A 12,164-nucleotide genomic window follows, 5' to 3' on the forward strand; every position below is an offset into this window, starting at 1 on the left:
AAGCCAACCGCTCAGAGCCGGGCGGTGCTGACAGTGATGTAGCCTTTTTCTGCCAGGGCAATGCGTATCACGGTTTCATCTTCCGGCGCGTTGCGGTTGCGCTTGATGCGCACGCCTTCTACCGTCGAAGCCTTCATATGCTCTGAAATGGCCCGTCCGTTCGCGTCGAAGAACACCTCGCTGGCCAGCAACTCGATGCGTTCGATCAATTGCCGGGAATGTTCATCGGTGACGCAGAAGAACATGACCCCCGACAAGTGCGGGTCGTTGTCGGGGTTGGTCATGTCATGGGCCAACATTTCGCGCAGGCTGCTGCGCAGTTCGGCGATGGGGCGGGCGTACGGGTGCATGCGGAGCCTCCTCTGGATCGCGACCTTGCGTCCTCCAGCGCCGATCATGTTTTCTCTGGGTAGGGACATCAAGTAAGGCGCTTCTGAGGCTCGTGTAGGAAATGCCTTTAAGGTGCGGAGGCGGGGTCGAATCCCAGGATCTACAAGGCGGCAGCCCCAGCCTTGGCCACTTGGGCATCCTGTTCGGATTTGACGCCTGATACACCGATGGCACCCACCACCTGGCCTTCCACCCGCAGCGGCACCCCACCTTCCAGGCTGGTCAGCAGGGGCGCGGTCACGAATGCCGTACGGCCGCCATTGACCATCTCTTCATAATCCCGCGTCTCTTTGCGCCCCAGTGCGGCGCTGCGGGCTTTTTCCAGCGCGATATAGGCACTGGCCGGCGCGCAGCCGTCCAGGCGTTCCAGGGCCAGTGGGTGGCCGCCGTCGTCGACCACGGCGATGGTCACGCTCCATGCTCGGGCCTGGGCTTCCTGGCGGGCGGCGGTCAGTACGCGGGCGATTTCGGTCTGGCCGATAACGAACTTGCTATGCATGGGCGGGCTCCGGGTTCAAGGCTGCTTCGACGATTTCGATCCAGTGGCGCACGGGCGTGCGTCCAGCCCCGTCGAGGTGGGCCTGGCAGCCTATATTGGCTGTGGCAATGAGGTGCGGTTTACCGCTTTCCAGCGCATTCAGACGATTGTCGCGAAGTTGCAGTGACAGTTCAGGCTGGGTCAGCGAATAGGTCCCCGCTGAGCCGCAGCACAGGTGACCATCGGGCACCGAGGTCAGGGTAAAGCCGAGCCGCGTCAGCAACGCTTCTACCGCACCGCCCAGCTTCAGGGCGTGCTGCAGGGTGCATGGGCAGTGGAAGGCCAGGCGCTGTTCGGCGCACAGGGCCAATTGTTCGATCGGCTCATCGCGCAAGATTTCCACCAGATCGCGGGAAAGGGCGCTGACCCGGGCGGCCTTGGCAGCGTAATGGGGGTCTTTTTCCAGCAGGTGCCCATAGTCGCGGACAAACGCACCACAGCCGCTGGCGGTCTGCACGATAGCCTCGGCACCCGCTTCGATGGCGGACCACCAGGCGTCGATATTGCGCCGTGCCCGCTGCAGACCTTGCGCCTGAGCATTCAGGTGATAGTCCACCGCGCCACAGCATCCGGCTTGCCGGATCGGTTGCACGCTGATGCCCAGGCGGTCGAGCAGCCGCGCAGCAGCGGCATTGGTATTGGGTGACAGGGCCGGCTGCACGCAGCCTTCCAGCATCAGTACCCGGCGCGCGTGGCGCACTGCCGGACGCTGGCCGGGTGTGGTGACCTGCGCCGGCAACTTGCGTTTGACTGAGGCCGGTAGCAGCGGACGCAGCGCCTGGCCGCTGCGGGTCAGGGCATTGAACAGTGCCGGGTGCGGCACCACCGCACGCAGGCCCAGGCGCAACAGGCGCTGGCCGAGCGGGCGTGGCACCTGCTGCTCGACCACCGCGCGGCCGATGTCCAGCAGATCGTGGTACTTCACCCCGGATGGGCAGGTGGTTTCGCAGTTGCGGCAGGTCAGGCAGCGGTCCAGGTGCAATTGGGTACTGGCGGTGACCGGCTCGCCTTCGAGCATCTGCTTGATCAGGTAGATTCGCCCGCGCGGGCCGTCCAGTTCGTCGCCCAGCAACTGGTAAGTAGGGCAGGTGGCGGTGCAGAAACCGCAATGTACGCAGGTGCGCAGGATGCGCTCGGCTTCGTCGGCGCGGGCCAGGCGGCGCGATGCTTCGCTAAGGTTGGTTTGCATGGGCTGGTCTCACAGGTCCGGGTACAGGCGACCAGGGTTGAACACCCCCTGGGGATCGAGCTGCTGCTTGAGGGCGCGGTGATAGCGCATCAGTGCAACCGGCAGCGGCGGGCTGCTGGCTGCACCGGGGGCGTAGCAGGTGGCGTGGCCACCTACCTTGGCGACCTGGTCGCGAATGGCCTGCGCCGGTGCGCGGGTCTTGAGCCAGCGCTGGGCACCCCCCCAGTCGATCAGTTGCTGGCCGGGCATTTCCAGCTCGCCGGTGATGGTGGGTACGGACAGGCGCCACAGGGGGGCGGCGTCGGTAAAGAACGCCAGGCGCTGCTCGCGCAGGTCGCTCCAGAAGCGGTTATCGAGTGTTTCGCCCCCCAGCCGTTGGCGTGCCGACTGCACCGACCCTTCGCCGCCTTCCAGGCGCAGGTATAGCGTTTCGCCGTCATGGCAGGCGGCGCTGATCGGCAGCGGTTGCTGGCCCCATTCGGCCAGCTCGGCCAGCGCTTCATTGCGGCCCATCGGCAGGCGCAGGCTCAGGCACAGGCGTGGCCGTGGCAGCACTTTCAGCGAAACTTCGGTCAGCAGCCCCAGGCATCCGAAGCTGCCCGCCATCAGGCGTGACACATCGTAGCCGGCGACGTTCTTCATCACCTCGCCACCAAAGCGCAGCAGTTTGCCGTGGCCGGTGATCACCCGTGTACCCAGTACAAAGTCGCGCACCGACCCGGCCCACGGCCGTCGAGGGCCAGACAACCCTGCCGCGACCATGCCGCCCAAGGTGGCATCGGGGCCCAGGTGGGGTGGCTCGCAGGGCAGCATCTGGCCAGCCTCGTGCAGGGCTGCCTCGATCTCGCGCAGGGGGGTACCGGCGCGGGCCGTGAGTACCAGCTCGGTGGGGTCGTAGCTGACGATGCCGCAGTGGTTGCGGGTGTCGAGTACTTCGCCAGCCACCGGGTTGCCGAGCATCGCTTTGCTGTTGCTGCCCTGGATACGCAGCGGCGTACCTTCGTTCAGCGCCTGGTTGACTTGTTCCAACAGCCCCTGGCTCATGTCGCGGTCCATGCTCATCAGAAGCGCTCCAGCTCGGGGAAGGGTAGTTGCCCATGGTGCACATGCAGGGCGCCGAATTCGGCGCAGCGGTGCAGGGTGGGAATGTTCTTGCCGGGGTTGAGCAGGCCCTGGGGGTCGAAGGCGGCCTTCACCGCGTGGAACAGGGTGATTTCGTCGTTGTTGAACTGCGCGCACATCTGGTTGATCTTCTCGCGTCCCACGCCGTGTTCACCAGTGATGCTGCCGCCCACCTTCACACACAGCTCCAGAATCTTGCCGCCGATCGCTTCGGCACGCTCCAGCTCGCCGGGCAGGTTGGCATCGAAGAGGATCAAAGGGTGCATGTTGCCGTCGCCGGCATGGAATACGTTGGCCACCCGCAGGCCGTACTCCGCGGACAGGTCGCTGATGCCCTTGAGCACCCGTGGCAATGCTCGGCGCGGGATGGTGCCGTCCATGCAGTAGTAGTCCGGGGAGATGCGCCCCACGGCCGGAAAGGCGTTCTTGCGTCCGGCCCAGAAGCGAACGCGCTCGGCTTCGTCGCAGGCCAGGCGCACCTCGCGGGCCCCGGCTTGCGTCAGCACGGCGGCGACGCGCTGGCAGTCGTCGTGAACATCGGCTTCCACGCCATCCAGTTCGCACAGCAGGATCGCCGCCGCGTCCACCGGGTAGCCGGCATGGATGAAGTCTTCTGCGGCGCGGATCGCCAGGTTGTCCATCATCTCCAGGCCGCCGGGAATGATGCCGGCAGCGATGATGTCGGCGACTGCCTGGCCGGCGTCCTCGACGCATTCGAAACTGGCCAGTATCACCCGCGCCACCTGGGGCTTGGGCAGCAGCTTGACGGTGACTTCGGTGACGATACCGAGCATGCCTTCGGAGCCGGTGAACAATGCCAGCAGGTCGAAGCCAGGGCTGTCCAAGGCATCGCTGCCCAGGCTCAGGCGTTCGCCCTCGACGGTGAGGATTTCCACCTTGAGCACATTGTGTACGGTCAGGCCGTACTTGAGGCAGTGCACACCACCGGCGTTTTCGGCGACGTTGCCCCCGATTGAGCAGGCAATTTGCGAGGAAGGGTCTGGTGCGTAGTACATGCCATGGGGGGCGGCGGCCTGGGAAATGGCCAGGTTGCGTACGCCCGGCTGCACGCGGGCGTAGCGCCCCTGCGGGTTGACCTCAAGGATGCGGTTGAAGCGTGCCATCACCAGCAGGATGCCCTTGGCCAGCGGCAGGGCACCACCCGACAGGCCGGTACCGGCGCCACGCGCAACCACCGGTACGCCGCGCTGGTGGCAAAGCTTCAGCAGCGTCTGCACCTGTTCCAGGCGCTCGGGCAGCGCCACCAGCAGTGGCACGGTGCGGTAGGCCGACAGGCCGTCGCATTCGTACGGTTTGAGGTCTTCATCGCGGTGCAGGATTTCAAGGTCCGGCAGGGCGTCGCGCAGCGCCTGCAACAGGGCGGCCCGGTCCACGTCAGGCAGTACGCCATCGACGCGTTCGTCGTACAGGATAGTCATCGGCTCACTCGGCAACGGTTTTTATTGTTGTTGGCAAAGCGGTCACCGTTGCAGCGTGCGCGTGCTAGCGGCCGGGGTCGAGTGAGATGTTGACTGGTCCTACCAGTTTCTTCGGACAATGCTGTTTACTCACGGCTCTGTCCGGCTAGATTGGCGCTATAAGTCAAAGTGGTCCTACCAGCAGGAGTGTGTGCAGTGGGTACTGAAGGCAAGGTCAAGGTCGCCGACCAGGTGGCCGAACGGGTCGAGCGGCTTATCGTCGAAGGTGTGCTCAAGGTGGGCCAGGCGCTGCCGTCGGAGCGGCGGCTGGTGGAGAAGCTTGGCTGTTCACGTTCGGCGTTGCGGGAGGGCCTGCGCATTTTGCGTGGGCGCGGCATCATCGACACCGAACAGGGGCGGGGTTCGTTCGTCGCCGATCTCACCGGGCCGGCGGGTGCTACGCCTTTGATGCACCTGTTCAGTTCGCAACCGCGTACGCTGTTCGACCTGCTGGAGGTCCGGGCGTTGCTGGAGGCTGAGTCGGCGCGGTTGGCTGCGTTGCGCGCTACCGACGTCGACCGCCTGCTGATCCGCCGGCGCTATGAAGCAATGCTGGCTGCGCACGAGGCTGCGCAGGCGCTGGATGCCCGTGAGCATGCCCGTCGTGACCATGCCTTTCACCGGGCAATCAGTGAGGCGTCGCATAACCCGGTGCTGGTGCATACCCTGCAATCGCTCAGTGACCTGACGTTGAGCACCGTGTTTGCTTCGGTCAACAACCTGTATTGCCGGCCAGCACAAAAACGCCAGATTGATCGGCAGCATGCGCGGCTGTACCACGCGGTGATGGAGCAACTGCCCGAGCAGGCGCAGCGGGCGGCGCGTGAGCATATCAACGGTATACGCGACAGTTTGCGGGAGATCGAGCAGGAAGAGCAGCGCCTGGTCAGGGCGACCATGCGCATGGATGGCTGGGGGTGAGGTGGCCCTGTACCGCCCTTTTGCGTCGAACCGCTGCGAAAGGCGGTACAGGTTTACGCAATGGTCAGTGGTCAGCCACAGGGTCATCCTGCGACAGGATGGCCCGGGCCAGTTCTTCATCATTGGCCTGCAGCCCTGGATGGTCCTTGCGGGCCTGTTCAAGCGCCGACTCCACATAGGCGCCGCGGATGGCACCGCCGCTGGCGACGAACGCTGAAAGTTCGTCACGGGCCGGGATGATCCGTTTGTCATCCTTGAAGGTCGAATACAGCGAAGCGGAAATACCGGCCGAGGTGGCGACGTCGCCCGCATCGACGCGGGCCAGGGCAGCGCCGGCAGGCATCAGGAGCAGCAGCGCAGGGGCGAGCAGTAGGTGGCGCATGTTGTGTTCTCCAGTAGCGTGAGCACAGGGAAATAAACCACTCAGTTTCTAAGACGGCCGGGGCGTTCAGGTAGTTCCCTGCTCCTGGCTGGAGAGTGTCGAGGGTGAAAGTGCACCTGCTGCTGACGAGGTGGCTGAACTCACGGTTTTCAAGGTACCGACGGAGCGCGTCATGGATTGACCGCGTCGGGATGCGCGTGATTTGCTTGGGTGGATGGCGCTTCGCGGGCAAACCCGCAGAGGGCCCTGCCGATCATTCAAAGGAAACTGAAGGTTCGCCCATGTCCGACTACAAGCTGCATTGCTTTGCCGAATCCGGCAACGCCTACAAGGTTGCGCTCATGCTTGAACTCACCGGCCAGAACTGGCAGCCGGTGTTCGTCGACTTCTTCCATGGCCAGACCCGTGAGCAAGCCTGGCGCGATGAGGTGAACGAGCAGGGCGAGGTGCCGGTGATGGAACACGCTGGCAAGCGTTTCACCCAATCTGCGCTGATCCTGGAATACCTTGTTGAACAGACCGGCCAGTTCGGGCCCCGCGATGAAGACGAAAAACGCGAGATCTGGCGCTGGATGCTGTTCGACAACCATAAGTTCACCAGCTACTACGCTGTGCTGCGCTTTCTGTTCTGCCTGAAGAATACTGGTGAAACCGATGTCACGAGGTTCCTGCGCGAGCGTGCCACGGCGGCTTACCGTATTGTCGACGCGCACCTGGCGAAGATGCCATTCATGATCGGTAACCGGTTGACCATCGCCGACCTGTCGTTGGCGGGGTATGTGTTCATGCCAGAAGACACCGGTATTCCGCTGGCAGAGTTCAACCACATCGAAGCGTGGAAAGCCCGCATTCAGGCGCTGCCGGGGTGGAAACACCCGTATGAGCTGATGCCGCGCACGGCATCCTGACGCATTCGCGGCTAAGGCCGCCTCCACAGCGGCCGCGCAAAATCAAGTGTGTGGCACACCCCGAGTGGGTGCGCCGCCCGCATACTCCGGCTTCAGGTGCCCTTGCTCATCCAGTAGATAGGCGTCCATCACCTCCCGTACCACCGGCCCTGCGACCCGGCCCCCAGCCTCGCCGTTCTCGATCATCACCGCCACCACCACGCTGGGATGCTCGGCCGGAGCAAAGCCGACAAACAGGGCATTGTCGCGGTGGCGCTCCAGGGTCTTGTTGCGGTTGTAACGCTCACCCTGCTTGATCGCCACCACCTGCGCGGTACCGCTCTTGCCGGCAATCCGGTACTGCGCACCGGCTGCCGCGGCGCGGGCAATACCGCGCGGGTCGTGCATGACCATCTGCATGCCCTGGTTGACCTGGTCCCAGGCATGCTTGTCGTGCAGAACGATGTTGGGCATGGGGTGGGTGTCGACTGGTGTGTCGCCGCCCACGGTCATGGCCAGGTGCGGGCGGTGCCACACGCCCTTGCTTGCCAGCAGGCTGGTGGCCTGGGCCAACTGCAGCGGGGTGACCTGCATGTAACCCTGGCCAATGCCCAGGATCAGCGTCTCGCCCGGGAACCAGGCCTGGCGCCGTGTAGCGCGCTTCCACTCGGCCGAGGGCATCAGTCCGGAGGCCTCCTCGAACATGTCCAGCGACACCTTCTGGCCCAGGCCGAACTCGGCCATGTAGTCGTGCAGGCGGTCGATGCCCAGTTTGTGCGCCAGGTCGTAGAAGTAGGTGTCGTTGGAACGCATGATGGCGGTGTACATGTCCACCCAGCCGTCACCGCTGCGGTTCCAGTTGCGGTACTTGTGGTGATAGTTGGGCAGTTCGTAGTAGCCCGGGTCGAACACCCGGCTGCCCGGAGTGATCACCCCGCTGTCGAGGCCAGCGATCGCCACTTCAGGCTTCACGGTCGAGCCGGGCGCGTACAGGCCGCGCAGGACGCGGTTGAACAGTGGGCGGTCGATGGAGTCGCGCAGCGCGGCATACTGTTTGAAGCTGATGCCCTTGACGAACAGGTTGGGGTCGAAGCTGGGGTTGCTGACCATCGCCAGGACATCACCATTGGCCGGGTCCAGCACCACTACCGAGCCACGGCGGTCACCCAGCGCTTTTTCTGCGGCTACCTGCAAATGGGCGTCCAGGGTGAGCACTATGTCCTGCCCTGGGGTCGGGGCCTTGTGGTTGAGTACACGCATCACCCGCCCTTGAGCGTTGGTCTCGACCTCTTCGTAGCCCACGTGGCCATGCAGCTGGCTTTCGTAGAAGCGCTCGATGCCGGTCTTGCCAATCGATTGGGTGCCGCGGTACTCCGTGCTGTCGAGCGTCTTGGCTTCTTTCTCGTTGATGCGCCCCACATAGCCCACTGAATGAGCGAAATGCTCGGCCAGTGGGTACTCGCGGATGAATTGCGGCTCTACATCCAGGCCTGGCAGGCGGAACTGGTTCACGGCGACCAGGGCGATCTGTTTCTCGCTCAAACCCACCATGAGGGTCACGGGCTCGAACGGTTTGCGGCCACGGCGCAGGTCCTTGTCGAACTGCTTACGGTCGTCTTCGGTCAGGCCCAGCACCTGCGTCAGGGTGTCGAGCACTTTGGCCGAGTCGCCGCCGGCCCGCTCGCGGGTCATGGTCAGGTCGAAGCTGGGCTTGTTGTCCGCCAGTACCACGCCGTTGCGGTCGTAGATCAGCCCGCGTTCGGGGGCGATGGGCAACACGTGCACGCGGTTGTTTTCCGACACGGCCGTTTGCTGGTCGTGCTGTAGCACTTGCAGCACATAGAGCCGGCCAACCAGGACGGCACACAGGCTGAACACCATGGCGGCGCAGGCCAGAAGCCGACGGTTGACCAGATGTTTTTCCTTTTCGTGGTCCTTTAGAGGGATAGGTTGCGGCATCAGTGAGTCGATCCTGGGGGGGGAGCAGTACGCGCGCGATCGGGCCGCGGATGCTACGCAACCCGTACTGCCCCCTCAAGACGAGCCCCGGCTGCCGGCTGGCTGGCATCGGCTGTGTGCCCCATGATCCGGGCGCTGAGGGGGAATATGAAGATTTGTTCATTGCGGAGTCATGATGGCGAGTCAGGGGTGGTTTTTGATGATTTGTGGATCCACAGATCGATTCTGTTCGGTAACCGAACATCAAGTTTCGTTGGTTGTAAATTCCTAAACTATTGAATTTATTTATAAAAAATATGATTTTTCCTAGCAATGAACTGAAATTGGTTGCGCCTGATTGTTAGGCAGTGCTTTCGTCACGTTGTCTGTGGATCCATTATCTGGTTGATTAGCGCCTGACAACGGCCGGAGCCCTCCTGCCGTATGCGATAACAATTACAAAAAGGGTCCAGTCATGAATGGCTATCCAGCGGCACTGAACCGTCAGGGTTCCTCCCGTTGCGCCTGCGTGTGCGCATCGTTCTTCTCGCCTGTGGCCAAGCCTGGCCGGCAGGTGACCCCATGAATACCGATCTCAAGCAACGTCTGGACAACGACCCGATGGGTCGCTTTCAGTGCCTGGCCATTGGTATTTGCATCATCCTCAACATGATCGATGGCTTCGACGTGCTGGTCATGGCCTTCACCGCTGCCTCGGTGTCTGCCGAGTGGAACCTGAACGGGGCGCAGGTAGGGCTTCTGCTCAGTGCCGGCTTGTTCGGCATGGCGGCCGGGTCACTGTTTATCGCGCCGTGGGCTGACCGCTTTGGCCGACGCCCGCTGATCCTGCTGTGCCTGGCGCTGTCCGGTATCGGCATGCTGCTCTCGGCACTTAGCCAGAGCCCGCTGCAACTGGCGCTGCTGCGTGGTCTGACTGGGCTGGGCATTGGTGGCATCCTGGCCAGCAGCAATGTGATTGCCAGTGAATATGCCAGCAAACGCTGGCGCGGCTTGGCGGTGAGCCTGCAGTCCACTGGCTATGCGCTGGGTGCGACCCTGGGCGGTTTGCTGGCGGTATGGCTGCTGGGGCATTGGGGCTGGCGCTCGGTATTTCTGTTTGGCGGCATCGTCACCGTACTGGTGATCCCGCTGGTACTGCTGTGGTTGCCAGAGTCGCTGGACTTTCTGCTGGCACGCCGGCCGGCCAATGCTCTGGCCCGGGTCAACCGTCTGGCCGTGCGCCTCGGCCAGCCGGTATTGGCGCAACTGCCGGCTGTTGCCGCAAGGGCAGAGGGTGCCAAAACCGGGTTCAGGCAGCTGCTGGCGCCGGCCATGCGCCGCACCACGCTGGTGATCTGGTTGCTGTTCTTCCTGGTCATGTTCGGCTTCTACTTCGTCATGAGCTGGACGCCGAAACTGCTGGTGGCCTCCGGCTTGTCGGCCCAGCAAGGCATCACCGGCGGCGTACTGTTGAGCGTGGGCGGCATCCTTGGCGCGGCGCTGATCGGCGGCCTGGCTTCGCGCTGGCCACTGACTCGCGTGCTGGCGTTGTTCATGCTCATTACCGCAGCGCTGCTGGTGCTGTTCGTGGCCAATGGAGCTTCGGTCACTGCGGCGCTGGCATTGGGGCTGCTGATCGGGCTGTTTTCCAACGGCTGCGTGGCTGGGCTGTATGCCTTGTCGCCGGTGGTCTACGACGCCTCGGTACGCGCCACCGGCGTGGGCTGGGGTATCGGCATCGGCCGCATGGGCGCGATCCTGTCGCCGACCGTGGCTGGCGTGTTGCTCGATGGCGGCTGGCAACCCCTGCATCTGTATGGCGTGTTCGCCATCGTATTCGTGCTTGCCGCGGGTTGCCTGCTGTTGCTGCGCCCGATGAACAAGCCGGCGTCCACCCTGCCTGCTGATGCACTGAGTCACTGAGTCACTGAGTGCAACCCGGCCTGGCCGGGGTATCTGAATGCAACTTCCTGCTCCGGGTCAGGCTGGCCTGGGGCGGCCTGCTGCGCCTATTGAAAGCGGAGAACAATAATAATGAAGGATACAACTCGTACGCTGGCCCGTTCGGCCCTGGCAGTTTCGCTGGCGTTTGGTCTCGGTTTGCCGGCCTGGGCCGATGAAGGGGGCTTCTTTGAAGGAGCCAAGGGCGGGCTGACACTGCGCAACTACTATTTCAATCGTGATTTCCGCGACCCGGGGGCCGCCAAGGGCAAGGTTGAAGAGTGGGCCCAGGGTTTCATCTTCAAGTTCAGCTCGGGCTATACCCCGGGGCTGATCGGTTTTGGCCTGGACGGTATCGCCCTGTTCGGCGTGAAACTGGACAGCGGCCGCGGTACCAGTGGCTCAGAACTGCTGCCGGTGCACGATGACGGGCGTGCGGCCGACGACTACGGTCGGGCAGGGCTGGCGGCGAAGCTGCGTATTTCCGCGACCGAGCTGAAGGTGGGGGAGTTGTTGCCGGATGTCCCACTGTTGCGCTACGACGATGGTCGCCTGCTGCCGCAGACCTTTCGTGGCGCCATGCTCGACTCGCGGGAAATCGCAGGCCTTAGCCTGCAGGCCGGCCAGTACCGCGAGGTGAGCCTGCGCCACTCTTCGGACATGCAGGACCTATCTGCCTGGGCCGCGCCCGGGGTCACCTCGGACGGCTTCAACTACGCCGGTGCCGAGTACCGCTTCAACCAGCAGCGAACACTGATCGGCGCCTGGCACGCGCAGTTGGAGGACATCTACCAGCAAAGCTACTTCAACCTGCTGCACAGCCAGCAGGTAGGGGAGTGGAGGTTGGGGGCCAACCTGGGCTACTTCATTGACCGGGATGACGGGCAGGCGCGCATCGGCGACATCCAGAGCCGCACCGGCTACGCCTTGCTGTCAGCTTCGCACAGTGGCCACACGCTGTACCTGGGGTTGCAGAAGGTCAGTGGCGACAGCCAGTGGATGTCGGTGTACGGCAGCAGTGGGCGAACCCTGGGCAATGACATGTTCAACGGCAACTTCAGCAATGCTGACGAGCGCTCGTGGCAAGTGCGTTACGACTACAACTTTGCCGCGCTGGGTGTGCCAGGGCTGTTGGCCATGGTGCGCTACGGCCACGGCGAGAATGCCACCACGGCGGCGGGCAGCAATGGCAAGGAGTGGGAGCGCGATATCGAGGTGAACTACACCTTCCAGAGCGGGGCTTTGAAGAACCTCAACATCCGGCTGAACAACGCGGCCAACCGGCGCAGCTTCAACAGTGATCTCGACCAGACGCGCCTGATCGTCAGCTACCCGCTGACCTTGTAGGGCGGGTTTAGCGCGAACACCGGCGCAGCCG

Annotated in this window: 11 protein-coding genes; 4 read left to right on the forward strand and 7 right to left on the reverse strand. The window is 63.6% G+C overall.

The window, feature by feature from the left end:
• Positions 1 to 11: 11 nt before the first annotated feature.
• The 5 genes from ACF8GF_RS18885 to glcD all read right to left on the reverse strand — a co-directional run bounded on the left by ACF8GF_RS18885 (position 12) and on the right by glcD (position 4,678).
• A complete protein-coding gene (locus ACF8GF_RS18885) occupies positions 12 to 350 on the reverse strand; it encodes a hypothetical protein (RefSeq protein WP_176682425.1) in 339 nt (112 codons plus the stop codon).
• A gap of 140 nt (positions 351 to 490) precedes the next feature.
• The gene (locus tag ACF8GF_RS18890; RefSeq protein WP_392487685.1) at positions 491 to 889 is read right to left on the reverse strand and encodes a heme-binding protein; all 399 of its coding nucleotides are present in this window, start codon (positions 887 to 889) and stop codon (positions 491 to 493) included.
• On the reverse strand, positions 882 to 2,117 hold the full coding sequence (glcF, locus tag ACF8GF_RS18895) for a glycolate oxidase subunit GlcF (RefSeq protein ID WP_392487686.1): 1,236 nt from the start codon (positions 2,115 to 2,117) through the stop codon (positions 882 to 884). Before glcF ends, ACF8GF_RS18890 begins: the two co-directional genes overlap by 8 nt.
• A gap of 9 nt (positions 2,118 to 2,126) precedes the next feature.
• Positions 2,127 to 3,179 (reverse strand): glycolate oxidase subunit GlcE, encoded by a 1,053-nt coding sequence (gene glcE, locus ACF8GF_RS18900; protein ID WP_392487687.1) that lies wholly within the window; start codon positions 3,177 to 3,179, stop codon positions 2,127 to 2,129.
• Positions 3,179 to 4,678: a glycolate oxidase subunit GlcD gene (gene glcD / locus ACF8GF_RS18905; RefSeq protein ID WP_392487688.1), complete on the reverse strand. Its 1,500-nt coding sequence runs from the start codon at positions 4,676 to 4,678 to the stop codon at positions 3,179 to 3,181. The genes glcE and glcD overlap by 1 nt, the downstream gene beginning before the upstream one ends.
• A gap of 195 nt (positions 4,679 to 4,873) precedes the next feature.
• Between glcD and glcC the strand changes: the two genes are divergently transcribed.
• The gene (glcC, locus tag ACF8GF_RS18910; RefSeq protein WP_392487689.1) at positions 4,874 to 5,638 is read left to right on the forward strand and encodes a transcriptional regulator GlcC; all 765 of its coding nucleotides are present in this window, start codon (positions 4,874 to 4,876) and stop codon (positions 5,636 to 5,638) included.
• A gap of 64 nt (positions 5,639 to 5,702) precedes the next feature.
• Here the strand turns inward: glcC and ACF8GF_RS18915 are convergent, their stop codons facing one another.
• On the reverse strand, positions 5,703 to 6,020 hold the full coding sequence (locus ACF8GF_RS18915; RefSeq protein ID WP_003256154.1) for a DUF2388 domain-containing protein: 318 nt from the start codon (positions 6,018 to 6,020) through the stop codon (positions 5,703 to 5,705).
• 281 nt (positions 6,021 to 6,301) lie between these two features.
• Between ACF8GF_RS18915 and ACF8GF_RS18920 the strand changes: the two genes are divergently transcribed.
• On the forward strand, positions 6,302 to 6,928 hold the full coding sequence (locus tag ACF8GF_RS18920; RefSeq protein ID WP_392519792.1) for a glutathione S-transferase family protein: 627 nt from the start codon (positions 6,302 to 6,304) through the stop codon (positions 6,926 to 6,928).
• A gap of 42 nt (positions 6,929 to 6,970) precedes the next feature.
• On the opposite strand, the gene mrdA is transcribed toward ACF8GF_RS18920, so the two are convergent.
• Positions 6,971 to 8,866, reverse strand: a complete 1,896-nt coding sequence (mrdA, locus tag ACF8GF_RS18925) for a penicillin-binding protein 2 (protein ID WP_392461408.1) — start codon at positions 8,864 to 8,866, stop codon at positions 6,971 to 6,973.
• Between the two features lie 561 nt (positions 8,867 to 9,427).
• On the opposite strand from mrdA, the gene ACF8GF_RS18930 reads away from it, so the two are divergent.
• Both ACF8GF_RS18930 and ACF8GF_RS18935 read left to right on the forward strand, forming a co-directional pair.
• Complete coding sequence (locus ACF8GF_RS18930; protein ID WP_176682433.1) at positions 9,428 to 10,768, forward strand: MFS transporter; 1,341 nt, start codon at positions 9,428 to 9,430, stop codon at positions 10,766 to 10,768.
• 111 nt (positions 10,769 to 10,879) lie between these two features.
• Positions 10,880 to 12,133, forward strand: coding sequence for an OprD family porin (locus ACF8GF_RS18935; protein WP_392487691.1), 1,254 nt, complete (start codon positions 10,880 to 10,882; stop codon positions 12,131 to 12,133).
• The last annotated feature ends 31 nt before the right edge of the window (positions 12,134 to 12,164 follow it).

The organism is Pseudomonas sp. yb_5, from assembly GCF_043103865.1.
Taxonomy (GTDB): domain Bacteria; phylum Pseudomonadota; class Gammaproteobacteria; order Pseudomonadales; family Pseudomonadaceae; genus Aquipseudomonas; species Aquipseudomonas putida_Y.

Bases quoted from the DNA above. Each gene is read 5' to 3' on its own strand.
- ACF8GF_RS18885 (WP_176682425.1), bottom strand. From the start codon at position 350: ATGCACCCGTACGCCCGCCCCATCGCCGAACTGCGCAGCAGCCTGCGC.
- ACF8GF_RS18890 (WP_392487685.1), bottom strand. From the start codon at position 889: ATGCATAGCAAGTTCGTTATCGGCCAGACCGAAATCGCCCGCGTACTG.
- glcF (WP_392487686.1), bottom strand. From the start codon at position 2,117: ATGCAAACCAACCTTAGCGAAGCATCGCGCCGCCTGGCCCGCGCCGAC.
- glcE (WP_392487687.1), bottom strand. From the start codon at position 3,179: ATGAGCATGGACCGCGACATGAGCCAGGGGCTGTTGGAACAAGTCAAC.
- glcD (WP_392487688.1), bottom strand. From the start codon at position 4,678: ATGACTATCCTGTACGACGAACGCGTCGATGGCGTACTGCCTGACGTG.
- ACF8GF_RS18915 (WP_003256154.1), bottom strand. From the start codon at position 6,020: ATGCGCCACCTACTGCTCGCCCCTGCGCTGCTGCTCCTGATGCCTGCC.
- ACF8GF_RS18920 (WP_392519792.1), top strand. From the start codon at position 6,302: ATGTCCGACTACAAGCTGCATTGCTTTGCCGAATCCGGCAACGCCTAC.
- mrdA (WP_392461408.1), bottom strand. From the start codon at position 8,866: ATGCCGCAACCTATCCCTCTAAAGGACCACGAAAAGGAAAAACATCTG.
- ACF8GF_RS18930 (WP_176682433.1), top strand. From the start codon at position 9,428: ATGAATACCGATCTCAAGCAACGTCTGGACAACGACCCGATGGGTCGC.
- ACF8GF_RS18935 (WP_392487691.1), top strand. From the start codon at position 10,880: ATGAAGGATACAACTCGTACGCTGGCCCGTTCGGCCCTGGCAGTTTCG.